Annotated in this window: 22 protein-coding genes; 11 read left to right on the top strand and 11 right to left on the bottom strand. The window is 71.5% G+C overall.

Features of this window, described 5'->3' with window-relative positions:
• The first annotated feature begins 44 nt into the window (after positions 1-44).
• A complete protein-coding gene (locus ACZ31C_RS31655) occupies positions 45-1,547 on the top strand; it encodes a class I adenylate-forming enzyme family protein (RefSeq protein ID WP_465798407.1) in 1,503 nt (500 codons plus the stop codon).
• Here ACZ31C_RS31655 and ACZ31C_RS31650 read toward each other — a convergent pair.
• Complete coding sequence (locus tag ACZ31C_RS31650) at positions 1,500-2,399, bottom strand: PHP domain-containing protein (RefSeq protein WP_465798406.1); 900 nt, start codon at positions 2,397-2,399, stop codon at positions 1,500-1,502. The genes ACZ31C_RS31655 and ACZ31C_RS31650 overlap by 48 nt on opposite strands.
• Complete coding sequence (locus ACZ31C_RS31645) at positions 2,389-3,333, bottom strand: NAD-dependent epimerase/dehydratase family protein (protein WP_465798405.1); 945 nt, start codon at positions 3,331-3,333, stop codon at positions 2,389-2,391. Before ACZ31C_RS31645 ends, ACZ31C_RS31650 begins: the two co-directional genes overlap by 11 nt.
• Positions 3,334-3,453: 120 nt before the next feature.
• Here ACZ31C_RS31645 and ACZ31C_RS31640 point away from each other — a divergent pair, with 120 nt between their 5' ends.
• Positions 3,454-4,875 (top strand): sulfatase-like hydrolase/transferase, encoded by a 1,422-nt coding sequence (locus ACZ31C_RS31640; RefSeq protein ID WP_465798404.1) that lies wholly within the window; start codon positions 3,454-3,456, stop codon positions 4,873-4,875.
• A 31-nt stretch (positions 4,876-4,906) separates the two neighbouring features.
• Here the strand turns inward: ACZ31C_RS31640 and ACZ31C_RS31635 are convergent, their stop codons facing one another.
• The gene (locus ACZ31C_RS31635; RefSeq protein ID WP_465798403.1) at positions 4,907-6,550 is read right to left on the bottom strand and encodes a B12-binding domain-containing radical SAM protein; all 1,644 of its coding nucleotides are present in this window, start codon (positions 6,548-6,550) and stop codon (positions 4,907-4,909) included.
• Positions 6,551-6,612: 62 nt separating this feature from the next.
• Positions 6,613-7,368: a phytanoyl-CoA dioxygenase family protein gene (locus ACZ31C_RS31630; protein ID WP_449946154.1), complete on the bottom strand. Its 756-nt coding sequence runs from the start codon at positions 7,366-7,368 to the stop codon at positions 6,613-6,615.
• Positions 7,369-7,581: 213 nt separating this feature from the next.
• Between ACZ31C_RS31630 and ACZ31C_RS31625 the strand changes: the two genes are divergently transcribed.
• Complete coding sequence (locus ACZ31C_RS31625; protein WP_465798402.1) at positions 7,582-8,775, top strand: DUF455 family protein; 1,194 nt, start codon at positions 7,582-7,584, stop codon at positions 8,773-8,775.
• On the opposite strand, the gene ACZ31C_RS31620 is transcribed toward ACZ31C_RS31625, so the two are convergent.
• Genes ACZ31C_RS31620 through ACZ31C_RS31605 form a run of 4 tightly spaced genes read right to left on the bottom strand, consistent with a single transcriptional unit; the run spans position 8,720 to position 12,890 of the window.
• On the bottom strand, positions 8,720-9,586 hold the full coding sequence (locus tag ACZ31C_RS31620) for an HAD family hydrolase (RefSeq protein WP_396749852.1): 867 nt from the start codon (positions 9,584-9,586) through the stop codon (positions 8,720-8,722). The genes ACZ31C_RS31625 and ACZ31C_RS31620 overlap by 56 nt on opposite strands.
• 48 nt (positions 9,587-9,634) lie before the next feature.
• Positions 9,635-10,426, bottom strand: coding sequence for an energy-coupling factor transporter transmembrane component T family protein (locus ACZ31C_RS31615; protein WP_465798401.1), 792 nt, complete (start codon positions 10,424-10,426; stop codon positions 9,635-9,637).
• 3 nt (positions 10,427-10,429) lie between these two features.
• Positions 10,430-12,112, bottom strand: a complete 1,683-nt coding sequence (locus ACZ31C_RS31610; protein WP_465798400.1) for an ABC transporter ATP-binding protein — start codon at positions 12,110-12,112, stop codon at positions 10,430-10,432.
• A 7-nt stretch (positions 12,113-12,119) separates the two neighbouring features.
• Positions 12,120-12,890, bottom strand: a complete 771-nt coding sequence (locus tag ACZ31C_RS31605) for a QueT transporter family protein (RefSeq protein ID WP_465798399.1) — start codon at positions 12,888-12,890, stop codon at positions 12,120-12,122.
• 146 nt (positions 12,891-13,036) lie between these two features.
• Between ACZ31C_RS31605 and ACZ31C_RS31600 the strand changes: the two genes are divergently transcribed.
• Positions 13,037-14,212: a sulfatase gene (locus tag ACZ31C_RS31600; RefSeq protein WP_465798398.1), complete on the top strand. Its 1,176-nt coding sequence runs from the start codon at positions 13,037-13,039 to the stop codon at positions 14,210-14,212.
• Positions 14,213-14,275: 63 nt separating this feature from the next.
• On the opposite strand, the gene ACZ31C_RS31595 is transcribed toward ACZ31C_RS31600, so the two are convergent.
• Positions 14,276-15,028, bottom strand: a complete 753-nt coding sequence (locus ACZ31C_RS31595) for a class I SAM-dependent methyltransferase (protein ID WP_465798397.1) — start codon at positions 15,026-15,028, stop codon at positions 14,276-14,278.
• Positions 15,029-15,374: 346 nt separating this feature from the next.
• Here ACZ31C_RS31595 and ACZ31C_RS31590 point away from each other — a divergent pair, with 346 nt between their 5' ends.
• From ACZ31C_RS31590 to ACZ31C_RS31560, 7 genes are all read left to right on the top strand, one after another.
• Entirely contained in the window at positions 15,375-15,830 is a 456-nt protein-coding gene (locus tag ACZ31C_RS31590; RefSeq protein ID WP_465798396.1) for a ferritin family protein, read from the top strand.
• Between the two features lie 41 nt (positions 15,831-15,871).
• Complete coding sequence (locus ACZ31C_RS31585; RefSeq protein ID WP_465798395.1) at positions 15,872-17,863, top strand: methyltransferase domain-containing protein; 1,992 nt, start codon at positions 15,872-15,874, stop codon at positions 17,861-17,863.
• On the top strand, positions 17,857-19,206 hold the full coding sequence (locus ACZ31C_RS31580) for a sulfotransferase (protein WP_465798394.1): 1,350 nt from the start codon (positions 17,857-17,859) through the stop codon (positions 19,204-19,206). Before ACZ31C_RS31585 ends, ACZ31C_RS31580 begins: the two co-directional genes overlap by 7 nt.
• Complete coding sequence (locus ACZ31C_RS31575) at positions 19,181-20,158, top strand: dimethylarginine dimethylaminohydrolase family protein (protein ID WP_465798393.1); 978 nt, start codon at positions 19,181-19,183, stop codon at positions 20,156-20,158. The genes ACZ31C_RS31580 and ACZ31C_RS31575 overlap by 26 nt, the downstream gene beginning before the upstream one ends.
• A 54-nt stretch (positions 20,159-20,212) precedes the next feature.
• Positions 20,213-20,683 carry a DUF6027 family protein gene (locus ACZ31C_RS31570; protein WP_350699636.1) on the top strand — a complete coding sequence of 157 codons (471 nt, stop codon included), beginning with the start codon at positions 20,213-20,215 and terminating at the stop codon, positions 20,681-20,683.
• A 65-nt stretch (positions 20,684-20,748) separates the two neighbouring features.
• Positions 20,749-22,431: a B12-binding domain-containing radical SAM protein gene (locus ACZ31C_RS31565; protein ID WP_465798392.1), complete on the top strand. Its 1,683-nt coding sequence runs from the start codon at positions 20,749-20,751 to the stop codon at positions 22,429-22,431.
• The gene (locus tag ACZ31C_RS31560) at positions 22,428-23,471 is read left to right on the top strand and encodes a sulfotransferase family protein (RefSeq protein ID WP_465798391.1); all 1,044 of its coding nucleotides are present in this window, start codon (positions 22,428-22,430) and stop codon (positions 23,469-23,471) included. The genes ACZ31C_RS31565 and ACZ31C_RS31560 overlap by 4 nt, the downstream gene beginning before the upstream one ends.
• 88 nt (positions 23,472-23,559) lie before the next feature.
• Here the strand turns inward: ACZ31C_RS31560 and ACZ31C_RS31555 are convergent, their stop codons facing one another.
• Positions 23,560-24,663 carry a glycosyltransferase family protein gene (locus tag ACZ31C_RS31555; protein WP_465798390.1) on the bottom strand — a complete coding sequence of 368 codons (1,104 nt, stop codon included), beginning with the start codon at positions 24,661-24,663 and terminating at the stop codon, positions 23,560-23,562.
• Positions 24,660-25,820: an Ldh family oxidoreductase gene (locus tag ACZ31C_RS31550; protein WP_465798389.1), complete on the bottom strand. Its 1,161-nt coding sequence runs from the start codon at positions 25,818-25,820 to the stop codon at positions 24,660-24,662. The genes ACZ31C_RS31555 and ACZ31C_RS31550 overlap by 4 nt, the downstream gene beginning before the upstream one ends.
• Between the last annotated feature and the right edge of the window lie 4 nt (positions 25,821-25,824).

The raw sequence follows: 25,824 nt of genomic DNA, 5'->3' as shown, positions 1-25,824 counted from the left end.
CTCGGAGGTCTTTGCGAAAGACAGTTCTCGATATGATTGACCTTATGATCCATTCCGAGAAGCTGTCAACGACGGCCCCGACGATCCGCATCGGCGACCGGATCAGGGAACTGGCCGCCCGGCATCCCGAGCGGACGGCGGTCACCGTGCCGGACGCCGTCGGGACCCGCTCGCTGACCTGGGGTGAGCTGGACCGGACCAGCGACGCGGCGGCCGGTCGACTGGCAGCCGCCGGAGTGGGCCCCGGCGTGCTCGTCGCGGTACGCCTGCCGATGGGCCTGGACCATGTGGTGGCCACCCTCGCCGCCTGGAAGCTGAGCGCCACCGTGCTGCCGCTGGACCCCGAGTCGACCGAACGGGAGTTCGCCGTCCTGCTCGACACCGCCCACCCGGCCGTCGTCGTGGCCACCGCACCGCACGACGCGGTGACCACCGTGCCGGCGGCGGAGCTGTGGACGGCACCGCAGGTCGACTGCGCGGCGTTCCCCGCCGGCACCCCACGTTCCGCACACGCCACCGGCGGCAGCACCGGACGCCCCCGGATCATCCTGCGCCGACCCGACTGGGTGTACGCCGCCGAGAACTTCCCGTCGGCCGGCGACCGGGCGGTGGGCCTGGACGTCGGGCAGGTCCAGCTCGCCATGATCCCGCTGCACCACGCGGGGTTCACAAAGCTCTACCACGGCTTGGCGCTCGGCCACACCGTGGTGCTGGTGCCGCAGGTGGTGCCGGCCCGGATCCCCGAACTCATCGAGCGGTACCGGGTCAACTACTTCATCATCGTGCCCAGCCTAATGCGTCGGCTGCTGGCCGTACCGGCCCTGCGCGAAGTCGACGTCTCCTCGGTGACCACCGTGCACCAGAGTTCGGCAGGTGCCCCGCCGGAGCTCAAGCGCGCCTGGATGGAGGTGTTCCCGCCGGAGACCCTCTACGAGGGCTACTCCAGCCAGGAGCGCATCGGCGCGTTGTGGATCCGGGGCGACGAGTGGTTGCGGCACCCGGGCAGCGTCGGACGACCGGTGGACTGCGAGGTGCGGGTGTACCGCGAGGACGGCGGCGTCGCGGCGGCGGGCGAGGTGGGGGAGGTCTTCCTACGCTCCCGCTTCACCCGGCAGCCCAGCTACCTCGGCGACGGGCCGGCCCTGCCGGAGCGCGACGGCTTCATGAGCCTCGGTGACGCCGGCTTCCTCGACGAGGAGGGCTACCTGCACATCGTCGGCCGACGCGCCGAGATGATCAACGTCGGCGGGGTGAAGGTGTATCCGGCCGAGGTGGAGGAGGTGCTACGCCAACACCCCGGGGTCGCGGACGTGGCCGTCGCCGCCCGCCCGCACGCCGTACTCGGGCAGGCCGTCCACGCGGTGGTGGTCCCGGCGGTCGCTGACGCGCCACCGGCGAAGGCGGACCTGCGGCGGCACTGCCAGCTTCTGCTCTCCACCGCGAAGATGCCGCTGACCTACGAGTTCCGGGAGACGATCCCGCACACCGACACCGGCAAGCTACGCCGCTCCACCCTGGTCGGCTCGACCGTCGACACCAACGGCTGACCGGGCCGGCGGGACCGGACCGTCCGGCCGGACGATCCGGTCCGCCAACCGTTCCATGTAGCGCGCGTCCAACGGCACCGGCGGCGGCTGGTACCTCGGATAGCCGTGGTGGTCCCGCCCGGTGCAGGACGGAATGCCGGTCTCGGCGCAGAGCGCGGCCCACTCGGCGGTGGCGTGGCTGTCGTGCCGGGGGGTGTGCACCTCGATCGCGTCGAGCAGCGGCAGCACCGCCCGCATCCGCTCCGGGCTGCGGGACCGTCCCGGGTGCGCCCACACCAGCAGTCCGCCCGCGTGGTGCACCACCTCGGCGATCTCCACCGGCTCCGGCATTCCCGCGTACGCCTCGGGAGGCTGTCGGGCCAGCGCGTCGTTGATGACCTGCCAGACCTGCGGGTGGGTCGCCCGGCCGGTCCGGATCACGTCCCGCGCCACACTGTGCGGCATGACGAGGGCGTCGCCGTCGTCGTACGCGGCGCTGTCCGGCACCGTCAACCCGGCCTCGCGCAGCGCCGCGCGGGCGGCCAGCGCGTCCCGTCGCCAGATCCGCCGGTTGGTGGCCAGCAACGCGGCCAGGTCGGGGTCGTCAGCGCGTACGCCGTGCGCCAACAGATGGTTGTCGTGCCGCACCGGAGCCGCCGTGATCTCCACACCGACCACGTAGGACAGACCGAGCTCGGCGGCCCGGGCCGCTGCGGCGGCGGTGCCGGTCAGCGTGTCGTGGTCGGTCAGCGACACCAACTCGACACCGGCGCGGGCCTGCACGGTGACCAGTTCGGCGGGACGGTTCCAGCCGTCCGAGAGCCGGGAGTGCCCGTGCAGGTCGGCGATGACGCCGGTCGGCTCAGTCGGCACGCAGGTGCCATTCCGCCTGGGCCCGCACCCCGTCGCGCAGCCCGACCCGGGGCGCCCAGCCCAACAGTTCCCGCGCCCGGTCGATGCACCCGCCGGTGCGGGACACGTCGCCCGGGGGCGCCCCGCCGTCGCGCACCGGCACGGAGCGGCCGGTCACCTCCTCGACGAGCGCGATCAGGTCGGTCAGGGACCGTGCCGACCCGCCGGCCACGTTCAGCACGCTGCCGGGCGGCACCGGACGCGTCCCGGCGGCCAGCGTCGCGGCCACCACGTCGTCGACGTAGGTGAAGTCGCGTAGTTGCCCGCCGCTGCCGTAGACCGGGAACTCCCGGCCGGTGGCCAGGGCGTCGAACATCCGGTGCAACGCCATGTCCGGCCGTTGCCGGGGCCCGTAGACGGTGAAGTACCGCAGCACCACGGTGGGGACCCGGCGCAGGTCGGCGTAGACCCGGCACAGGTGTTCCGCGGCGAGCTTGGTGACGCCGTACGGGCTGACCGGCCGTGCCGGTGCGTCCTCCGGCGTCGGCCATCGGTGCCCCTCGCCGTACACCGAGGAACTGGAGGCCATCACGACGCGGGGGGCCGGGTCGGTCGCGGCGGCGGCTTCCAGCACCCGCTGGGTGACGAGCACGTTGTGCGTCACGTAGTCGCCGAACCCGTTGCCCCAGGAGGTCCGCACACCGGGCTGACCGGCCAGGTGGAAGACCACGTCCACCCCGTCCAGCAGGGGAGCGGCCGGCGTACCGGCGAGGTCGACGGTCTCCAGGTCGAAACGGGGATGGTGCCGGACGGCGGCCAGGTTGGCCAGCTTCGTCGCGGGTGGGTAGCCGGAGGTGAGGCAGTCGATGCCGCGAACCTCGTCGCCACGGGCGAGCAGGCGTTCCACCAGATGGCTGCCGATGAAGCCGGCCGCTCCGGTCACCAGGACGCGCATCGGGGTCCTCGCCACCGGTGTCGTCGACCGTTGTAGATCGAGATCATCGGCATGATAATAGTGGAATCTATCGATGCCGTCGACCAGTCCCGGCACGCCGGACCGAAGGATCGGAGCACCGTGGGCGAGCAGCCGTACGACCACATCGTCTTCGTCTCGATCGACACACTGCGCGGCGACGCGATCGCCGCCAACCCGCTGAACCTCTGGCGGCGACGCTTTCCGGACCTGCCGGCGCCACCCACCGCCGTCCTCGACGACCTCGTCGGCCGGGGCGCGTTCTTCCCGAACACGATCACCGCGGCCCCCTACACCGCCGCCGCGCACGGCGCGCTGCTCACCGGCCGCTACCCCCTGCACAACGGCCTGCACGAGTTCTACAACGGCCGGCTGCGGGCACCGTCGATCTTCACCCACGGCAGGCGGGCCGGCAAACAGACCATCATGAAGGTCGACTTCCCGATCATCCTCGGCCCCGAACTCGGCTTCACCCCGGACGTCGACGTCTATCTCGACGAGGACGACGACGCCTTCGTCGACGCTGTCGCCGCCTCCGAGGGCTGCGTCGCGCTGGCCCACTTCGGCGGCGTGCACATCCCCTACGGCTTCCACAACCTCCGCTTCGGCGGCCAGGCCTTCCGCGACAAGGTCGACGAACTGGAGGCGATGCTGCCGGCGGAGAAGCCGGCGTTCGTCGACCGGCTCGTGGAGAGCCACCGCGACCCGGAGGACGCCGAGCTGCTGTTCCGCTACAAGCGGGCCGCCGGCCACCTCTACGAGACCGGCGCGTACGACCTGCTGATGCGGCTGTACCTGGACGGCGTCGCGCACTTCCTGACCACCCGGCTGGAACCCTTCCTCGACCGGCTCACCCGTCGGGTCGCCGCCGCCGGCCGGCGCATGCTGCTGGTCGTCTTCAGCGACCACGGCGAGGAGTTCGACGAGCACACCAACGGGCACTTCAACTCGATGGCGGAGGCGGTGCTGCGGGTGCCCGTCGTCCTGGTCGGTGACGGCGTCGCCGCCGGCCTGCACCGGGACCGGATCCGCACCGTCGACATCGTGCCCACCGTGCTCGACCTCGCCGGTCTGCGCCCGGACCCGGACGACGCCCTGGACGGGCGAAGCCTGGCCGACGCGGCCCGGGGGACCGGAGGCCCGCCTCCCGACGCGGAGGCCCTCGCCGAGGCGTACACCTCCGACCTCGGCGAGTTCATCGCCTTCCAGGAACGGCAGCGGGCCGGCGAGGCGCAGGGCCCACTGCGCCACGTCCTGGTCGGGCAGGCCGCCTATCAGGGTCGGCACCGTCTCGTTCGGGTTCCCCGCAGGTACCGCAAGTCCTACGCGGGCATCGACGAGGTCCAGACGGCCTGGGTCGAACGGTTCGACGACGACCTGGTGCCACACGTCGATCCCACCGCCGACGACCGCGACCTGCGAGCATTACTGGACGCCTACACGCTGGCCCGGAGCACCCCCGAGCCGGTGCCCGCCACCGTCGACATCCGCGCCCAGCTCCGGTCACTCGGGTACGCGATCTGACCGGTCCCGGCGGGCGCGCACCGCGACCGGTTCACCCGGCCGGGCGCGCCACCGGGGCCGGGTGCGCCGACACCCCCTCCCGCGCCAACTCGTCGAGGATCCCCACGATCCTCGGCCGGGCCCGACGCGGGTCCGGCTCGGCCGTGGGCAGCATGGCCAGGCGCTCCACCAGCTTCTCCAGCCGGAAGTTGGTCCGGGCGTCACGCCAGGGGATCAGCGGCGTCTCGTAGTCCTTCTGCCAGAGCAGGTGGACCGCCGTGTCGCTGCCCCACCGCACCTGCTCCAGCGTCTGCCGCCACAACTGCCGCGCCTGGTGGATGTCCATGCCGTTGTGCCGCCAGGAGTAGTCCGGCGCCTCCGGGTCGTCGACCTCGATGCCGAGCTGCTCGGCGTCCTCCCAGACCGGCATCGTCTCGTCCTGGAGCGAGAAGATGCTCAGCGTGAAGTGACCGGCGTACTCGTCCCGCAGGAACGTGGCCGTCTCGCCGAAGTCGTCCGGCGTCTCCCCGGGATAGCCGAGGATGAACGAGCAGCGGTAACCCAGGTCGCTGCGGGACAGCAACTGGAACGCGCGGCGGTTGGCGGTGGCGGTCACCTGCTTCTTCATCAGCATCAGCGTCCGGTCGCTCATCGACTCGAAGCCGATCGACAACCACCGGCAATGCGCGGCGAGCAGCCGGTCGACCGTCTCCGCGTCCCGGATGGCGTTGGCCCGGGCGAACGCCTCCCACCCGATGCCCACCTCCGGCAGCAGGTCGAACAGTTCCCGCAGTCGGGTCGGTGGCACCGTGAAGGTGGAGTCGGACGCCCTGATGTGCCGGGCTCCGTTGACCTCGGCATACCCGGCCCAGTCGGTGGCGATCTTCTTCGCCGACTTGTACCGCCACTTCGGCGAGGCGGCCGGGAACGAGCAGAACTTGCAGCTGAAGGGACACCCGCGCATCGACTCGTACGGCACGATCGGGCGGCGCCCCCGCATGGTGGGCGAGGGGTGGGCCTCGATGTCCACGTACCGGAAGTCGGTGTGCGCGATGCGACCGTCGTCGGTGCGTACCACCAGGTTCGGCACGTCGCGCCAGTCGCCGCCGCCCGCGACGGCCCGCAGCAGCAGCGGCAACGCCTCCTCCGCGTCGCCGCGCACCACGCAGGTGACCTCCGGGTGGGCCGCCATGATCTTCAGGTACTTGAGGTTGCTGTACTGGCCGCCCAGCACGATCGGCACGGCGGGGTAACGGTCCGCTGCCCACCGGATCGCCCGGGACATCGAGCGCTGGTCCCAGATGAAGGTGGTGGACAGGAGCACCACGTGCACCCGGGACGACGGGGTGACCGGCTCCCGGTCGCCCCGCCACACCCCGGACAGGTCGAACGCCTCGTAGTCCGTGGCGGCGGCGTCGAGGATAGACTCCAAGGTGGCCGTGGTCAGGTGCGGCACGGGCGCGGCGGTGATCCCGTCGAGCCCGTCGATCCGCAGCGAGCTGGACCCCCGCCCGTGCGCCGGACGCAGCAACGGATGACGGCGGCCGTCGCGCTCGAACCCCAGGTCGGCCAGGGTCAGGTCGGGGTAGTAGTCGGTGCGGAGGCGGTCCACGCTGTCCGGGTCGAACAGCGTGCCGCGCAGCACCCCCTCGTTCATGAAGGCCGGGCCGAGCCCTGACAGCAGCAGTGCGGTCATCGCGTTCCTCTCGACGGTGGTGCGCCCGTCGGGTAGGCGACGGGCGCGCCGGCAGCGGAGGGTCAGCGCACGAAGCGGTCGGTGGGGTCCTCGTGGTGCGGCAAGCAGTACGGCGGCTCCAGCAGCGCCTGCTGACGGGGACTCAGGGACTGCCGCAACTCGGCCGCCCAATCCAGGTAGACCTTGCTCCACGCGAGATGCCCCGGCGCGTACTTGAACATCACCGACCGACGTTCGTGATCGGCGTGCCAGGGATGGGTGCCGTGCGCCATCGCCCCGTTGAAGACCAGCACGTCACCGGCGGCCATCGGCACGTGGTGCACCGCCTCGGCCCGGTAGTCCCAGGACTTCGGCAGCGGGTGGTTGCTCTTGTGACTGCCCGGGATGCACACGAAGCCGCCCTGGCCGGCCAGCATGTCGGTGAGCGCCCAGCTGACCGTGATCACACCGTTGGCCATCCGGCCGTGGTGGAAGTGGTAGAACTCCGACTGGCCGTCGGCCTCGAGCGCCCCGCCGTGCAGGGGCAGGCCGGTGGTGCCGGCCCGCATCCGGATGCCGTAGTAGCGGTCCAGTCGGGGCCGGTGCAGCAGCGTGGTCACGATCGGGAAGACCCGCTCGTGGTCGAGCAGGTCGGTGAAGGCCGGCCCCCAACTCAGGAAGCCGGAGAAGATCTGGTCGGCGAACGTGTCACCGGGCGGCGGAAGCTCCTGGCCGTCGATGATCCGATTGACCTCGCCCAGTTGCTCCGGACCGAGCACCTCGCGGAGGACCACGAAGCCCCGCAGGTCGAACAGAAAGCGCTCCTCATCGGTGAGCACCTCGTCACATCCTCTCCCGAAACGCCGCGACAAAGATCGATGGTAGACGAAGTCCGAAGTCGACACGACAGTTACCGCCGTGGATATCTTGCTCTTGCCTCGGCCCCCGCGAAGCGCTGTAGGATCCGCCCTCAGAGGGATGCGGACGGCCCACGGCGTCGCGTAGCCGCCACGGCCGGCCCGGCAGGATCGGACGCTCGGGGAGGTTCCCGCTTGGATCCGGAGTTCGTGCCACAGGGACTCGACCTCACCCAGAACCGGCGGGCGCTGGCGACCATTCGGGACGCCATGGAGCAGACCATGGGGCTCGCCGCGAGCGTCCTGGTCCGGATTCCCGCCACCGCGCAGAAACTGGCGCTGTCCCGGGAGATCTGGGCGTTGGCCCAGAGCGCGCAGCTTATCGACGAGCGGATCGTCACCCTGCGCACCAGCACCTCCGACGGCGTCACCCCGGACACCGCACGGATACGCCTGCTCAACCGCCTGACCCGGATACCCGACCCGGAGCGGCAACGGACGGCACTGGTGGGTGTCTGCTACCCCGACCTGCGGGACCAGGTGTTCGCGCACCGCTCCCGACTACTGAGCGCCGCCGACGAGCCCACCGTCGCCTGCCTCACCGACGTGCTGCACCGCATCGACGTGCTGCCCTACGAGCCCACCCTGCGGCAGGACGTCCTGTCCCGGCTGCCGACCGGACCCGTCGCGGACACCCCCTGCCCGCCCCTTGCGGTGATCCCGACACGGCCCGGACGCGAACCCGACCTGCGCGAGGGTCGGGCGGTGCCCCCGGACGGACCGGGCCGCTACGGCACGATCCTCTACGACATGGCGTACCGCATCGAACTGTGCGCGACCGAGGTGTGCGCGGCGGTCCTGGCCCACCACCCCGAGGCGCCGTGGGGCCTGCGCTACGACCTCGCCAAGCAGATCCGGGACGAGGCCCGCCACTTCGAGCTGTTCATGCAGCGCGCCCACGAGTGCGGGCTGAGCCCCGGCGACCAGCCGGTGCAGTACGAGGTGTGGGACAAGTTCGCTCTCGGCCGCGACCTCGCGGAACGGCTCATCATCGAACAGCGGATCGGTGAGGGCGCGGCGCTGGACAGCGCGGAGAACGTGCACCGCCGGCTCAAGGCCGACGGCGAGGACCACATCGCGATGGTGTTCGAGTACATCACCGCCGACGAGGTGACCCACGTGGCCAACGGCAACCGCTGGTTGCGCCACCTGCTGGGTAGCGAAGAGGCTGTCCAGGAGGCCGAGGAGCGGGTGTACCGGCTCCTGGAGGCCAACGACGCCGGGGCACCGTACAAACACCCGATCAACGCCGAGGCCCGCCGGCTCTCCGGCTTCAGTCCCGCCGAGTTGGCGCGGCTACGGCGGCGGACCGGGACCGCGGACCACTGACCGTCTGCGGCGGCGGATCGGCCGGCCACCACCGCTCCAGCACACCGGCCACACCGTCCTCGCTGTTGGACCCGACCACCTCGTCGGCGACCGCCCGCACGTCGGGATGCGCGTTCGCGACCGCGTACGACCGCCCCGCCCACTCCATCATCGGCAGGTCGTTCGGCATGTCACCGAAGGCGATCACCTCGGACCGGTCGATGCCGAGTTCCTCGGCGAGAGCGGCCAGCGCGGTGGCCTTGGTGACACCCACCGCGGAGATCTCCATCCGGGCGTCACCCGATCCGTGAGTCACCACCGCGAGGTCCCCGACCGCCGGCCGTACCAGCGCGAACATCGCGTCCGCCCCGAGTTCGGCGTGCCGCACCAGGAGCTTCACCGCCGGGCGGGCGAGCACCACGGTCAGGTCGACGATGCTCACCTCGGGCAGATCGATGTCCCACCGGGGCCGGTACCCGGGCTCGTGGACGAACGCGTCACCGTACTCGGCCGCGAACGCCGCGTCCGGCAGGATGCGCCGGATGTTCTCGGCGACCGCCCGCAGGCACTCCACCTCCATCGGGTACGACCGCAACACCCGCTGCGTCGGTACGTCGTAGAGCATCGCCCCGTTCGCGCAGACCACCGGCCCACGGTGCGCCGTCTGGGCCAGCACCGGACGCAGCCAGCGCGGCGGACGGCCGGTGACCAGGGCCAACGGCGTGCCCGAGCGGGCCACGGCGGCGAGCGTACGACCGGTGCGGGCGGAGACCGTCTCGTCCGGGCGCAGCAGGGTCCCGTCCACGTCGGTGGCGATCAGGCGAGGCGTCATCGTGTTCCCTCCCGGCCGGCACGGCGGCACCACGGTCCCGCCCCGGCGTCACAGCCGTCCGGGCAGCACCACGCCGTAACCGGACAGTCGAAGGTGTATCGCACCGACCAGGATGATCGCCAGCCCGCCCAGCACGGCGACGTCCCGAGCGGTCATCACCGGAGTGCGGTAGCTGGTCCGGCTGCCCCGCACGGTGAACCCCCGGGCCTCCATCGCCAGCGACATCATCGACCCGTGTCGCAGCGCATAGACGATCAACGGCACCACCACGGGCAGGAGCTGGCGGACCCGGCGTACCGGATTGCGGCTGTCCGCCACGAAGCCCCGCGCCGTCTGCGCCTCGATCACCGTGCCGGTCGCGGTGACGAACGCCGGCACCAGGCGCAGCGTGGTGGAGACCACGAACGCCACGGTGTACGGCAGCCGCAGGTGCACCAGCCCGACGGTGACGTCCTCGGTGCTGGTGCAGGAGACGAAGAGGGTCCCGACCATCAGCACGACGACGAAGCGCAGCGCCGCGGCGATGCCGTACAGCAGCGCCTCCCGGGTGACGGTGACCGGACCCAGCGTGAAGAGCGTGGTGGTGCCGTCGATGGTGAACTGCCACAGGACGACGTTCACCACGAACACCAGCAGGTACACGTTGCGGAAGCGGCGCAGGTTGCCCAGGCACCCGGCGACGGCGGAGAGCCCCAGCACGAGCAACCCGACCACCGCCACGTAGCGGGGATCGTTGAAGGCGAACGGCAGCCCGGCCAGGGCGAGCAGGCCCAGCAGCTTGGCCCGTGGATCGAGGGCGTGCACCGGTGACGACCGGTGGAGATAGAGGCTCTGGTACACGTCTCACCCGCCCACTCGGACGGCGGCGGCGAGTTCGTCGACCGTGAGCGCGTCCACCCGCAGCTCGTCGGCGAGGTCCACCACGGGCGGCGGCAGCACCGACGCGGCGGCGAGCACGTCGCGACGCCGGAACACCACCTCGGGCGGCCCGTCGAGGACGATGCGCCCGTCGGTCATCACCACGAGTCGGTCGGCGTACTCGGCGACGAGGTTGGCGTGATGGGTGACCATGACCACCGTCAGGTCGGCCCGATTGAGGCGGCGCAGCAACCGCATGACCGACTGCTGCTGCCGTTCGTCGAGGCCGGTGGTCGGCTCGTCCAGCACGATCACCCGAGGCCCCATGGCCAGCACCGCCGCCACGGCCAGGCGCTGCCGGTCGCCCTTGCGTAACAGGAACGGATCGGTCCGGCGCAGTTCGGTCAGGCCGACGTCGGCCATCGCGGCGTCCACCCGGTCGCGTACCTCGTCGTCCGGAAGGCCGAAGTTGCGCGGACCGAAGGCGATCTCGTCCGCCACGGTCGCCGAGAAGAGCTGGTGGTCGGGGTTCTGGAAGACGTAACCCACCTGGCGGGCCACCTCGGCCCGGGGCAGCCCCCGCAGATCCCTGCCCAGCACGTCGACCTGCCCCGCATCGGGCACGAGCAACCCGCTGAGCACCTTGGCCAAGGTCGTCTTGCCGGACCCGTTGCGCCCCATGATGGCGGTGAACTGTCCCTCGTGGATCTCCACCGACACGTCGCGCAGGGCCAGCGTCCTACCGTCGGGATACTCGTGGTCGAGGTGCCGCGCGCTGACCACGGCCGGTCCGGGCACCGCGCGCGCCCGGGCGGGCCCCGCCGAGGAACGCAGTGAGCCGATCAGCGGCACCGCCTCGGCCACGGTGAGGGCGATCTCGGGCAGCCCGAGCCGGTCGCACACGTCGGCGACCTGTGGTGGCCGGACCCCGTGCCGGCGCAGGAGCGCGGGGTCCCGCAGGACGGTGTCGGCGGGGCCGTCCACCGCCACCCGGCCCGCCTCCAGCAGCACCACCCGGTCCGCACCGGGGCCGCCGGGCGGGCCCAGCACCGCCTCGGTGTCGTGTTCCACCAGCACGAGGGTGCGCGGCCGTCCACCCCACCAGCGCGCCGCGCGGATCACCTCGATGCGGCTGGCCGCGTCGAGGTCGGTGGTCGGCTCGTCCAGGATCAGGATCTCCGGTTCGAGGGCCAGGGCAGCGGCCAGTGCCAGCCGTTGCTTCTGGCCGCCGGAGAGGGTGGCCGGCTCCCGGTCGCGCAGCTCGGTCAGCCGAAGCAGGCGCAGGTAGTCCTCGACCCGCTGGCGCATCTCGGTGGTCTCGACCGCGAGGTTCTCCAGCCCGAAGGCGAGTTCCAGGACGACGCTGGTGGCGAAGAGCTGACTCTCGAAGTCCTGGAAGACGATGCCGATGTGCTGCGCCACCTCGGCGGCGGTCAGCTCGGTGAGATCCCGGCCGTCGAGGTGCACCGTGCCCTCCCGGCGTCCCCGGACACTGCGCGGGATCAGGCCGGTCAGCGCCATGGCGAGGGTGGACTTCCCGGCGCCGGCCGCGCCCAGCAGCGCGGTGAACTGCTCAGGTGGCAGGCGCAGGTCCACCCCGGTCAGTGCCGGGGTGGAGGACCGCCGATAGGTGAAGCCCAGTTGCTTCGCGGTCAACGAGGAGGACATCGTCCCGTCAGAGGAGGGCCGCGCCGAGGAGCACCGCCACGAAGGCGACGCCGACGACCGGGGTGAGCAGGTCGGAACCGCCGAGCTGGAGGCCGACGAGCCAACCCGCGATGCCGCCGACCGCGACGAGCGCCGTGCCCAGCAGCGCGCGCGGCCCTCGGCCCGGTGGCTGGTCCAGATCCATGATCTCGTCCCAGGTCACGCCCATCGCCCGTACCCGCCGGTGCAGGAGCAGGTACAGCAGGCCGCCGACCCAGTTGCCGATCACGAAGTTCGCCGCCAGGGTGACCGCGACCACCCGGAACGGCACGAAACCGAGCAGGTCGAGGCCCCAGGCCAGCACGACCGCGCTCGCCGCCGCCGCGACGACACCGATGGCCAGGTAGGTCAGCACTGGGCGGACCCGGTCGCCGGCCGGTGCGTCCTCGGTGTCGGCGTCGAGCTGCGCCGGACGGGGACCGAAGCGGGACCAGAGGGTGAAACCGAGGTATCCGAGCAGGGCGTTCGACAGGAAACCGAATACCGAGCCGAGTGCGAGACTGCCCGTGAACAGGTCACCGACAATGTTTCCGATGCCGAGGCCCCATGCCCCGGCCGGACCGAACAGGATTCCGAAAACCATCGGGAAGATGGTGCGGATCGAGAAGCTGAGGACGCCCGGCACCAGATCGATGCTGAACGGCGACAACGCGATGTACGCCGTCGCGTACAGGGCGGCAGTGACGGCCGTGAGGACCACCATCTGCGGGTATTTCCACATCAGGATGCACGACCGCATTACGCCCCCCTAAGCCGATGGCGACGAACATAGCTCCATCGATGATCACCGTCAACGTGTCAACGGTGGACCACTTCCGTGGTCGTCAATGAACGTATCGATCAGGTACGATCTCCCGACTGCCCGTAGCCAGCGAGGGGGTTCTCGTGGACCGGCCCAGTGTCCTTTTCGTCTCGCTCGACACCGTCCGCGCCGACGTCGCGTATTCCGGGAAGTTCCCCGGCGTGGAGGGGCTCCGCCGCAGGGGTGTCACGTTCCGTCAGGCCGTGTCGTCCTGTCCGCTGACTCCGGTCAGCCATGCCACGGTCTTCACCGGGCTGCAACCACCGAACCACGGCATCCGTCACCTGTTCCGTGAGCAACTCCGCGCCGACGTGCCCACACTGGCCGAGCGGCTGCGCGAGGTCGGCTACCGGACCGGTGCCGTGGTCTCCTGCCCCGGTCTCAACAAGTGGTACGGCATCGACCGCGGCTTCGACTTCTACGACGACGAGATCCCGTTGCTGCCCGACGGGCGGGACCCCCTCGCGGTGGGCGACGTGAAGCTGCGCGGGCTGGCCCTCAAGCGAGCGCCGATGGTCGCCGAGCGGGCCGGCGACTGGCTGGCCGAACAGAACAGCCCGTTCTTCCTGTTCGCCCACTTCTTCGACGCGCACTGGCCGTACGAGCCGCCGGAGGACGTCGGCGTGGCCGTCGACAACCCCTACGAGGGCGAGGTCGCCTACAGCGACCACTACCTCGGTGTGCTGCTCGACCGGTTGGCCGCCGCCGGGCACGACATCGACTCGATGCTCGTCGTCTGCTTCTCCGACCACGGCGAGGACCTCGGTGGCTGGTACTCCAACGACCACGCGGGGGAGCGGGGGCACCCGTACGAGGAGGGGCACGGCTGCCTGCTGCACGACGCCACCCAGCACGTGCCGATGATCTTCTCCGGGCCGGGGGTGCCGACCGGCCGGGAGTTCCACGAGCAGGTGCGGCTGGTCGACATCATGCCCACCGTGCTGGACCTGCTGGGACTGCCGGCGACCCCTACCGACGGCGAGTCCATGGTGTCGTTCTTCCGGGACCTGGCCGGCACCTCCCGGCCCGCGTACTCGGAGACCTACTTCCCGCAGGAGAAGCGCGAGGCCAGCGAGTACCGCGAGTTGCGGGCGCTGGCGTCGGTCCGCACCGACGGCCGCAGCAAGACGATCTGGCAGCCCGTGGAGGGCGGCGCCGTCGACTGGTACGACCTGACGGCCGACCCGGACGAGTTCCACCCCGTCCCGTTGGTGTCCCCGACGGTCGCGCCGCCCGCCGTCTCACCGGTGGTGGACTGAGCGCACGTGGTCCCCGGCCGACGGGGCAGAGGCGCCCATCGTCGGCCGTGGACGGCCCTCACGTCAGTCCCCGGCGGGGCGACCCGCCGCGATCTCGAAGAGCATCCGGTCGATGATCCGCCCGTCGGTCTGCTCCACCGCGTGCAGCCGACGGAACTCCGGCGACATGGACCGGTACACCTGGCGGATCGCCTCCCTGGAGTCCTCGTCGATGGCGCCGTTGTCCGACCAGACGTCGACGTCCTCGACCGAGACGTACCTGCGGGTCTCCACCTCCACGCAGCCCGCCTCGCGCAGCAGGTCCGCGAGGTCGCCCGGCAGGAAGAAGTGTCGACGTACCGGGTTGCGCAACCGCAGGATCTCGAAGTACTCGTCACGGTCGGCGGTGCCGTAGGCGCAGAGGTTGATCAGGACGACCCGGCCGCCGGGCCGGGTCACCCGGGTCATCTCGGCGACCGCGGCCGGCAGTTCCATGAACTGGATGCCCTGCCGGCAGACCGTGATGTCGAAGGAGTCGTCGGGGAAGGGCAGGTCCTCGGCGGGGGCGAGGACGAGGTCGTCCAGCGACGGCCGGGCCTGCTCCGCCATGGCCGCGGTCACGTCGACGCCGACGAGTCGCGCCACCCGGCCGCTGAACAGCCGGGAGACCAGTCCGGTGCCGCAGGCCACGTCGAGCACCTCGTGCTCCGGCCCGGGCGTGGTCAGGTCGAGAACCAGGCGGCCGAGTTCGGTGTCCGTGCACCAGGCGCTGGAGCGGTCGTAGCCCTGCGCCCGTGCGGTGAAGTGGTCGACGACGTCCTGATCGCTAATTGTCACTGCTCCCCCTGTCGTTTCCACAATTCGGGACCGGCCGCGCCGGCACGGGACCGCTGTGCGGTAGCGCGCGGCGGCGATGAGGAACCCCCGCAAGGCTTCCGAGCGGCCCTGCCGAAGGCTCACTGACATTGACGTTGGACTCTAGACGGGTGATGGTCGACGCGTCTATAGTTCTGACCACCGGGCCTGGTGAGCCGGGCAGTGATGTGCCTGGTCAACGTTAGACGGCGATTCGGGGGGCACCGCTCCCGCACCCTTTCGGCCAATTGAATCCCGATACCGACTCCGGCGTTTTCCGCTCCGGACGGCAAATGCTCAGAATCATTCGGGGGAGTGGAACGGCATAATGAGTGCGCTCACCGAGGAATTGTTCGACGCGATCCGCGCGGCGTTCATCGCGGAAGCATCGACCGTCCTGCGTTTCCAGTATTTCGCCCAGGTGTCCGAGATCGAGGGCTCGCTCGACTCCGCCCGGCTGTTCACCGAACTCGCCGAGAGCGCGGCCTGCGTGGCACACGGGCATCTCGACTTCCTGCAGGCCGTGGCAGACCCGGCCACCGGGCGGCCGCTGGGCGACACCGACCTCAACCTCGCCGCGGCGCTGAGCAGCGAGATGGAGGCCGCGACCGCCCGCTACCCCGCGCTGGTCCAGCAGGCGCACGAGGAGGGACTGGCCGATGTCGCGAGCTGGCTGGAAACCCTGCGCGCCCTCAAGCACGCGCACCTGGCCAAGCTGAGCGCCGCCCACGAGGCGCTGCGCGGCGTACCGGCCGGGCCGCTCGGCGAGCCGGTCGCCGGATGACCACCGGCCCGCAGACCGCCGATCAGGAAGTGAGCCAGCCGATGGAGTCCACGCAGGCCGCCCCGACGCAGTCCCCGGCACCCGCCGACACCAGGTACGACGCCAGCACGATCAGGGTCCTCTCCGGCCTCGACGGAGTACGCCGACACCCGTCGATGTACATCGGCTCGGTCGGGGTGGCCGGCTGGCACCACCTGGTCAGCGAGCTGGTCGACAACGCGGTCGACGAGGCGGAGGCGGGACACTGCCGCGACGTCGAGGTCGTCCTGCACCGCGACGGCTCCTGCTCGGTCGGCGACGACGGCCGGGGCATCCCCGTCGACCCGCACCCGGAGCACCAGCGCCCGGCGGCCGAGGTGCTGCTGACCACCCTGCACTCCGGCGGCAAGTTCGAGGCCGGTTCCTACCGCACCTCGGCCGGGTTGCACGGCGTCGGCCTCTCCTGCGTCAACGCCCTGTCCGAGCGGCTGGAGCTGGACGTCTGGCGCGACGGCACCCACCACCGGCAGACCTACGCGCGAGGCGCGCCGATCGGCGACCTCGCGCGGGTCGGCGCATCGGACCGCACCGGCACCCGGATCCGTTTCCTCCCCGACGAGACGGTCCTGGAGACCGCGCAGTTCTCCGCCGCCCTGATCCGCAGCCGGCTGGAGGAGGTCGCCTTCCTGCACCCGGCGCTGACCCTGCGGCTGCGCGACGAGCGCACCGGGGAGGACGTCCGGCTCAGCTACCAGTCCGGGGTGGGTGGGTTCCTGCGGCACCGGCACCGCGACGCGGTGTGGGTGCACCCGGACCCGCTGGCCGTCCGGCACGAGACCGACGACCTGGCGCTCGACGCCGCCTTCTGCTGGACCGAGGGCTACACCGAGGACATCCAGAGCTTCGTCAACACCGTCCGGACCGACCACCACGGCACCCACGTGGACGGGTTGCGCGCCGCGCTGGCCGAGGTGATCAACGAGTACGCGACCAGCCGTGGCCTGCTCGACCCGACCGCGGGAGAACGGATCACCACGGTCGACATCCTGGAAGGGCTGGCCGCGGTCGTGGCGGTCCGGATGCGCAGCCCCCGCTTCGACGGACAGACCAAGAAGCGGTTGCAGAGCAGCGAGGTCGCCGGCTTCGTCCGCGCCGCCGTGTCGGCCGAGCTGACCCGACAGTTGGCGCTCGACGACGACCTGGGGCAGCGGTTGGTCAAACGGACGCTCGACTCCGCCCGCGCCCGGCTCGCCGCCCGGCTGGCCAGCCGCACCGCACAGGTCCGGCGCCGCCGCATCGAGGTCGACTACGCCGTCTACCAGCGCCAGTTCGGCATCCGCTCCCGCAACTGGCACGACTCCTGCTCCTGGCTCACCGACGAGGGCCTGCTGGCCCAGCACGCGGCGCTGTGCGACGTCGCCCCGGACGCCCGGATGCTGGACGTCTGCTGCGGCAGCGGAGTGGTCGGCAACGCCTTCCGGGGCCGCGTCGGCGAGATGATCGGCCTGGACATCACCCCGGAGATGGTGGCGCTCGCCTCCACCCGGCTCGACAAGGTCCACCAGGGCACCGTCTACGACCTGCCCTTCCCGGACGCCAGCTTCGACCTCGTCGTCAACCGCGAGGTCCTGCACCTGCTGCCGAACCCGGAGAAGCCGGTGTCGGAGGTCTTCCGGGTCCTCAAACCGGGCGGGCAGTTCATCGTCGGCCAGATCGTCCCGTACGCCGACGAGGACGCGTACTGGATGTTCCGGATCTTCAAGAAGAAGCAGCCGTTGCTGTTCCAGATGTTCCGTGAGCCGGACTTCCGGCGGCTCCTGCTGGGCGCCGGCTTCACCGACCTGGCGATGGAGGAGTACCTGCTCTGGGAGTCGATCGACAAGTGGATCGACACCCACGAGACGACCCCCGCGGCTCGCCAGGAGATCTACCGCCTGTTCTACAACGCCCCGGCCCAGGTGCGCGCGGTGCACCCGTTCGAGGTCGCCGCCGACGGATCGGTACGCGACCAGTGGCGCTGGTGCGTGTATTCGGTACGGAAACCGGTGTGTTGACCGGCACCGCGCCCGGGCTCGCCGGTAACGCCCACCTGGCGGACCGGCTGACCGAGCTGCGCCGACTGCGGCGCCCCGTGGTGCGGGACTTCACCGGCCGGGTGCGGGACCTGGTGGTGCTGGCCTCCAGCTCGCGCAGTGGCTCCAGCATGCTCGCCGAGATGCTGCGCCGCACGCCCGCGCTGCTGCACCTGCGCGCGGAGTTCAACCCGTACCTGCGGCTGGCCGGCCTGGTGCCGCCGGCCAGCGGGACCGGCTCCGATCAGCTCGACGCCGCGCACCTGGCCGCCCTGCCGCCCGCCCGGCGCCGGGTCTTCGACGAGGAGCTGTCGCTGGACGTCGGCCGACCGGACCCGACGGTCTCGCCGGAACAGTTCCTCCTGGACGCGGCCTGGCGGTTCACCATCCAGTGGCCGACCCTGGAGATCGACCTGGCCGACTGGCTCGACACGGCCCGCCGGGTGCTGGCGGAGCTCCGGTCGCAGCCCGACTTCGATCCCGCCCGCCTGTCGCACGCGGCCCGGTTCCACGCCCGGCTGCACGCCGCCCTCGCCGTGCGCGGCGTGCCCGTCCGCACCGGCTACTACGACATGCCACCGCATCTCGCCGGACCGCCGTGGCGGCAGGACGTCCGGGGTGCGCCCGGCGAACTGCTGGTGGAGGAGCCGCCCTTCGTGCTCACCGTCGGTTGGCGCTACGCCACCGCACACGACCTCGCCACCCGCCCACTGGTGATCAAGACCCCGAGCAACGCCTACCGCCTGGGCTTCCTCCGCGCACTGTTCCCGAACGCCCGGATGCGCGTGCTGCACCTGACCCGCAACCCGGCCGGATCCATCAACGGCCTGTACGACGGCTGGCTCTATCACGGCTTCCACGCGCACCGGATGGACCGGCCGCTGAACATCACCGGCTACGGGCGGGACCGGCCGGAGGACCGCTGGTGGTGGAAGTTCGACCTGCCGCAGGGCTGGCAGGACTACACGCGGGCGCCCCTGCCGGACGTCTGCGCCCTGCAGTGGCGCTCCTGCCACCGGGCGATCCTCGACGACGCCGCCGCGCTGCGACTGCCCTACCTGCGGGTGCGGTTCGAGGACCTGGTGCGCACACCGCAGAGCCGGGCGGGCGTGCTGACCCGGATCACCGACTGGCTCGGGGTGCCGATGGACGGGCCGCTCCGCGCGATCGCGGCCGACGGACTGCGGGACCCGGTGGTCGCCACCGCGCCGCCGCAGCCCGGCCGGTGGCGGCGGCGGGCGGAGCTGGTGCGCGCCGCGATCGGGGGACCGGAGCGGCGACTGGCCGAGGAGCTCGGATATGACGACGACGAATCCTGGATCTGAGACCACCGCGCCGCCGCGCCCCAGCACCCTCGGCGGTGCCGGCTGGTCGCCCCGGCCGACCAGCCACGAACAGGAGGTGGCGGACGGCCGGCTCTGGGCCCGCTGCGGCTACCGGTCGGAGTCCGCGCCGCTGCGGGCGGTGCTGCTCGGCTGGCCGCCGGAGAGCCTGGCGCGGATCACCGATCCGGCCGCCGCACTCATGACCGCGCGGGTGGACCTCGGTGCCATGCGCGCGGAGACCGAGGCGGTCGCCGCGGCGTTCGCGGACGCGGGCGTCGAGGTGGTGCTGGCCCGCACGGCGGCGGACACGCCACCGAACTTCGTCTTCACCCGTGACCTGTTCGTCGCCACCCCGGCGGGCGTGGTGGTGGGCCGTATGGCCGCCGCGCAACGGGCCGGCGAGGAGCGGTACGCCGCCGCCGCGCTCGCCACCGCCGGATACCCGGTGCTGGTCACCGTAACGGGCACCGCCACGTTGGAGGGCGCGGACGCGCTGTGGCTGGACCGCGGCACGGTGATGGTCGGAGTGGGGTTCCGGACGAGCGCTGCCGGGGCGGAGTGTCTCCGCCGTGTGCTGTCGGCCCAGGGCGTGCAGGTGGTCACCGTCCGCCTCGGTCCGGGTGTCCAGCACCTCCTCGGCGCGGTGACCTTTCTCGACGAGCGGTTGGCGGCGGTGCACGCCGCCGCCGCGACCGACGAGCTGCGGGCGCTGCTGCGCTCCCGGGACGTGCGGCTGGTGGAGTTCGCGCCGGACGACGAGCTGCTGCGGCGACGGGGGATGAACCTGGTGGCGCTGGGTCCCCGGCGGGTCCTGATGCCGACCGGCGCGCCGGGCATCCGGCGTCGTCTGGAGGGCGTCGGCGTGACCGTGACCGAGGTCGGCGTCGACCAGCACGTCCGTGCCGCCGGGGCACTGGGCTGTATGACGGGCATCCTGCACCGGGCGGACTGACGGGCGCCCTGCACGAGGCGGACTGAGCACGCAAGCAGCGACGTGGGAGGCGAGATGACCACATCGGCGTCGGAGCGCAACGTCGGCGGGGAACCGGCCGAGGAGCCGCTCGTCCGCCTGGAACGCTGGCACGCCACCTGGCCGGAGGACGACCCGCACGCCAACTTCCGCGACGAGGTGATGCGGTACGGCATGCTCGACCCGCTGGTCACCCTGCGCGGGATGTCGCGCAACCTGGGCATCCCGGTCGGTGTCCTGGCCCGCTACGTGCTTGCCCGCTGGGCGACCGGCGGCAGTGAAGGGCTGTTGGAGATCGGCCCGGTCATGGTGCGGCGACTGTGGAAGCCGATCGCCGAGGCGGAGGCCGCGGACGACGACGCCCGTCGGCTGGCCGCGTACCACCAGGTGCGTCAGATGATCTCGTGGCTGAAGGTCCCCCTCGACGATCCGAGCGTCTATCCGGTGGCCGGTGAGTCCGGCCCGGGAGACGACGAGACGCCTCTAGATCGACAAAGCTCGATATAATCGTGCTCAATCGCCGGGTGTCCCGACCGGACGGCCCGGCGGCGACGACAGGAAGGTCTCAAGTCATGCCTCGTGTCCTTTCCCTCGCTCCCGAGCTGTACGCCAACGCCACGAACTCCGTCGACCACCGCTACCAGGAACAGATGCGGGAGCAGGACAAGACGCCGGTACCCACCGACCCCACCCTGCCCCGGTTCACCCTGGTCGTCGGCCCGTCACCGTTCACCATGCCGCGTGGTTGGGAGTTCTTCCTGACGTCCCCCTACGAGGGGGCCTCCTACATCTCCACCGTCCTGCACAACGCCGGCTACCCGGTGCGCATCGTCGACGTCCGATACACCCCGAACCCCCTCCAGGCCGCCTACGACCAGATCATCGGCCAGACCGACGTCCTGGGCATCTGCACCTTCGAGGACAACTTCCCGTTCTGCAACGAGCTGATGGCCATGGTCCGGGACAACGCACCCGAGATCCCCATCATCTGCGGGGGCTCGCTGGTCACCTCGGTGCCCAACCTGTTCATGGAACACACCGCCTGCGACATCGCGGTGATCAGCGAGGGCGAGATCACCATCCTCGACCTGATGGAGAGCTACGCGGCCGGCCGCTGGGCACAGGACCTACCGACCATCCGCGGCATCCTCTATCGCAGCCCGGAAGGCGTCGTGAAGCGCACCCCGCCGCGCGGACAGATGATGGACCTCGACGCGCTGCCCCGGATGCGCCTGGAACTGTGGCCGCAGGCGCAGAGCCCGATGGGCCTCCAGCCGCAGATCATCTCCTCCTACAGCCGTGGCTGCAAGATGGACTGCTCCTTCTGCTACCGGACCACCCCCCAGGTACGCGCCAAGTCACCCGAGAAGATGGACGCCGACCTGGCCTGGCTCAAGAGCCGCTACGGCATCGAGTTCAGCTTCTTCGTCGACCTCACGTTCAGCTCCCACCGCCGGCAGACCATCGAGATCTGCGACGTCATCAAGGACCACGACCTGCGCTGGACCTGCCTGACCCGGTGCGCCGACATGGACAAGCCCAGGATCGACGCGATGCGGGACGCGGGCGCCGACATCATCCTCTACGGCGTCGAGTCCCTCGGCTCCGAGGTGCTGCGCGAGGCCCGCAAGGGCAACTCGGAGAACATCACCGTCCGGGCCATGCGGACCACGTTCGACGGCGGCGTACGGTTCGGTGCCCTGCTCATCGTCGGCCTGCCCAACGAGAGCGAGGAGTCGCTCAACCACATGGTCGAGTTCGCCGAGACGTACAACCACGTGACCCGGGTCAAGTACCTCTCCGCGATGCCCGGCACCACCGTCTACCAGCAGGCGCTCCAGTCCGGCCTGATGCGCAGCGAACTGGACCACGTCAACTGGCTCTCCATCGAGCAGGCCCTGCACGAGGACGAGTTCCTCAACGTCAGCGGACTGTCCGAGCAGGCCTGCCGCGACGCCTACAAGCGCGTCTACGACGCGTACCAGCCTGGCCCGGTGATGGACTTCCAGCACTGGCCCGAGAACTTCACCCACTTCCACCCCAACCCCGACGACGGGCTGACCCGCTCCACCTCGTACGCCGGCTCGGGCTGGCGGGCGCAGGCCAGCTCCGCGGGCGCGCCGCTGGTGCCCGGCTCCGAGCGGTACACCCTGGACCAGGTGGCCTCGCCGGAGGTGGCCGCCGCCGGAAGCAGCCTGATGGCCTGCGGTGCGAAGAAGGTGACCGGAGGGCTGGTCACCGCCGGCGCGGCGTGACCACGGACGGCACCGGGCGGAGCGGGCGCACCCGGAGCCCGGTACTCATCATCGGCACCGAACGCTCCGGCTCGAACCTGCTCCGCCTGGTGCTGAACGCACACTCCCGCATCGCCGTCCCGCACCCGCCGCACTTCATGCGCTACCTGGCCCCGGTGGCCGACTGCTACGGCGATCTCACCGACGAGGGCAACCGGCGACGGCTCGTCCACGACGCCTGCCTCCTGCTCGACCGGCACATCTCCCCGTGGCCGCACCGCGTCGACCCCGACCTGGCGGTGGCCCGGGCGAGTCCCACCCTCTTCGGGGTGGTCGCCGAACTCTACGAGCAGTACCGCGAGGCGGAGGGGAAGGCCCGCTGGGGCTGCAAGAGCACCTTCATGGTCGACCACGTGGCCGACGTGCTGGCCGAGTACCCGGCGGCCCGGTTCGTCTGGCTGGTCCGCGACCCCCGGGACGTGGCCGCCTCCGCTCGCCGCGCGGTGTTCGGGCACTGCCACCCCTACCTCACTGGGCAGCTCTGGGCCCGGCAGCAGACCTCGGCCGCCGACGCGCTGGCCCGCCACGGCTCCGACACGGTCCACCTGCTGCGCTACGAGGACCTGGTGCGGCAGCCCCAGGACATGATCACGCAGCTCTGCGCCTGGCTGGGGGAGTCGCCGGAACCCGCGCTGTTCGCCCACGACCGCACCCCGACGGCCCGGGCCCTGGCCAGCCTCTCGGAGTCCTGGCGCAACGCCGGCCGACCGGTGACCACCAGCAGCGTCGGCACCTGGCGCAGCCGCCTGGACCCCGCCGAGGTCGGCATGGTGGAGGCCGCCGCCGGGCCGGTGATGGCCGAACTGGGCTACCCCGCCGACGTCGCCGGGCCCGCCGCACCACCCCATCCGGCCCTGCTGCGCCTGCGCGAGGGCGCCCTGCGCGCCGGCGTCGAGTACCGATCGCTGCGGCAGGACCGCAACGCCGTACGCCGGTGGCGGCGCGACGCGACCGTGCGCTGGATCCACACCCGCGCCCGCCTCACCCGCCTGGGCGTGTAAGGAGGGGTCCCCTGCTAACGCCTAGTGCATAGCAGGGGACCCTTCCTAACCCCAAGCCGGCACCGGCGACCGGCGACCGGCACGCCGGTCAGCGTCGTCCGGCGTAGCCCGCCAGCACCTCCAGCAGCGCGTCGGCGTGCCGCTCGAAGGTGTACTCCCGCCGCCGGGCCAGCACGTCGGCACCGAGCCGGTCCAGTCGCGCCCGGTCGTGCAGCACGTCGGCCAGGTCGTCGTACCCGTCGAACAGGAAACCGATCCCCTCCTGCCGCACGATGCGCTCCATGGCCTCCTGGCCGCCGCGCTGCTGCGCCACCGGCAACCCGGCGGCCAGGTACGGCACCAGCCGGTTCGGCCGGTTCATCCGCTGGAAACCCACCTCGTGAGTGCCCTGCGCCACCACGTGCATCAACCCGGCGTCGTACCGGGACCACTCGGCGACGAACCGCTCCGGCGGAATGTGGTCGTGCAGATGCACGTAACCGCTCTCGGCGAGCCGGGCGTACTCGGCGCGGGCGTGCGCGTTGTCCACACTCCAGATCGACTGGGCGTTCGGGCCGATGTACTTGCCGCCGTAGATGTGCACATGGACCCGGCGGCGGCTCAACGCCGCACACAGCTCGCGGATGTCGGTACGGCCCCGGGTGCTGGACACCCCACCGGCCACCAGCAGATGCGGCTCTGAGTCGCGGGCGTGCAGCTTGCCGGTCAGCTCGTCGGTGAAGTACCTCGCCGGCAGGTAGTCCGGGTCCAGCAGGTGCGCCGATGCGTCGCTGACCCCGTACGCACCACGGAAGTAGTCCAGCGACTCCTGGTTGATGTAGATCTGCCCGGCGGTCTCGGTCAACGCCCGCCGCTCCAGCTCGGCCGACTCGCAGAAGTGCTCCTTGTGGTGCCGCACCACCGGTCCCACCCCGGCGTCGAGCAACTCGCCGAGCAACTGCAACGACCCGTCCCAGACGTTCTTCAGGCTGTAGACCACGTCCACGCGGTGCTCCGCCGCGATCCGGGTCAACTCCGCACCGGCCGGCCCCGCCGGCAGCCGGTACTGCGGCACACTCGACGGCAGCACGTCCGGCGTGGGCCGCTGCACCGGCGCCGGCATCGTGACGTACGTCAACCGGTGCCCCCGCTCGGCCAACGTCATGATCCGCTCCGGGTACCGGCCGAGCCGCCCGGCCACCAGGATGTTCACGCCGTTCCCTCCGTCGGGATCGACTCCGACCCGCCCGCACCCGACCCGCCCGCACCCGACCCGCCCGCACCCGACCCGCCCGCACCCGAGGCGCCCGCACCCGACCCGCCCGCACCCGAGGCGTCGGCCGCCGCCGGCACCTCGATGCCGAGACCGGCGGCCACCGTGCACAGGTCCCGCCACGTGGCGTCGGGCAGCACCACCCCGTCGGCCGACGCCCGGGCGCGCTGCTCCGGCTCGCCCGGCACCAGCACCTCGCCGGAGTCCGGATCGGCCGGCACGGCCTTGAGCCGCCGCACCGTCGCCTCGACGAAGTCGTGCAACCGTTCCGGTGGTCCGAACCGGGCCGGGTCGACGGCGAGCACGAACAGGCAACTCGACCGCTCGGCACCGGCGAACCGGTCACCGTCGCTGAGCCCGACGGCGAGCAGTTCGGCGATCACCGCGAGCGCGAAACCCTTGTGGCCCCCGAACGGCAACAGGTGCCCGCCGGTGAAGAAGTCCTCCAGGCGGACACTCGGAGCGCCCTGCGCGTCCAGCAGCCACCCCGGAGGCACGGTCTGCGCTCCGGCGGCCCGCGCGATCTGCAGCTTCCCGATGGAGACCATGCTGGTGGCGAAGTCCAACACCACCGGAGGTCGGCCCGCCGCGCGCGGGATGGCCCAGGTGACCGGGTTGGTGGCCAGGGCGCCGTCCGTCCCGCCGTGCGGCGCGACCTTCCACGGACCCTGACCCTCTCCGCCGGTCAACAAGCCGATCAGGCCGGCGTCGGCGATGCGCTCGGACCAGCCGCCCAGCCGCCCGGTGTGGTGCGCGTGCGACATCACCACCGCCGCCAGTCCGCTGTGGGCGGCCTTCTCCACCACCAGATCGACGGCGTACCGGGCGGCCAGGTGACCGAAGCCGCCCGCGCCGTCGACCACGGCGGTCGCGGGCGCGTCGTCGACGACGAAGGGCCGCGCGGTCGGCTTCAGCCGGCCCTGGGCGATGTCCCGCAGGTACGACGGCAGCTTGAGCACACCGTGCGAGCCGTGCCCGGCCAGGTCGGCGCCGATCAGCGAATCGGCGACGACCTCCGCGACGTCGTCCGGCGCGCCGGCCTGACCGAGCAGTGCGAGTACCAGTCGACGAAGGTCTTCGACGGCGATGAGGGCCATGGGC

The organism is Micromonospora sp. NPDC023869 (assembly GCF_055559695.1).
The sequence above is the reverse complement of the archived record's forward strand: the minus strand, read 5'-3'. Positions and strand labels throughout refer to the sequence as shown.

Coding starts and splice junctions, on each gene's coding strand:
- ACZ31C_RS31655 (WP_465798407.1), top strand. CDS start 45: ATGATCCATTCCGAGAAGCTGTCAACGACGGCCCCGACGATCCGCATC.
- ACZ31C_RS31645 (WP_465798405.1), bottom strand. CDS start 3,333: ATGCGCGTCCTGGTGACCGGAGCGGCCGGCTTCATCGGCAGCCATCTG.
- ACZ31C_RS31635 (WP_465798403.1), bottom strand. CDS start 6,550: ATGACCGCACTGCTGCTGTCAGGGCTCGGCCCGGCCTTCATGAACGAG.
- ACZ31C_RS31620 (WP_396749852.1), bottom strand. CDS start 9,586: ATGACGCCTCGCCTGATCGCCACCGACGTGGACGGGACCCTGCTGCGC.
- ACZ31C_RS31610 (WP_465798400.1), bottom strand. CDS start 12,112: ATGTCCTCCTCGTTGACCGCGAAGCAACTGGGCTTCACCTATCGGCGG.
- ACZ31C_RS31605 (WP_465798399.1), bottom strand. CDS start 12,890: ATGCGGTCGTGCATCCTGATGTGGAAATACCCGCAGATGGTGGTCCTC.
- ACZ31C_RS31590 (WP_465798396.1), top strand. CDS start 15,375: ATGAGTGCGCTCACCGAGGAATTGTTCGACGCGATCCGCGCGGCGTTC.
- ACZ31C_RS31585 (WP_465798395.1), top strand. CDS start 15,872: ATGGAGTCCACGCAGGCCGCCCCGACGCAGTCCCCGGCACCCGCCGAC.
- ACZ31C_RS31575 (WP_465798393.1), top strand. CDS start 19,181: ATGACGACGACGAATCCTGGATCTGAGACCACCGCGCCGCCGCGCCCC.
- ACZ31C_RS31570 (WP_350699636.1), top strand. CDS start 20,213: ATGACCACATCGGCGTCGGAGCGCAACGTCGGCGGGGAACCGGCCGAG.
- ACZ31C_RS31565 (WP_465798392.1), top strand. CDS start 20,749: ATGCCTCGTGTCCTTTCCCTCGCTCCCGAGCTGTACGCCAACGCCACG.
- ACZ31C_RS31550 (WP_465798389.1), bottom strand. CDS start 25,820: ATGGCCCTCATCGCCGTCGAAGACCTTCGTCGACTGGTACTCGCACTG.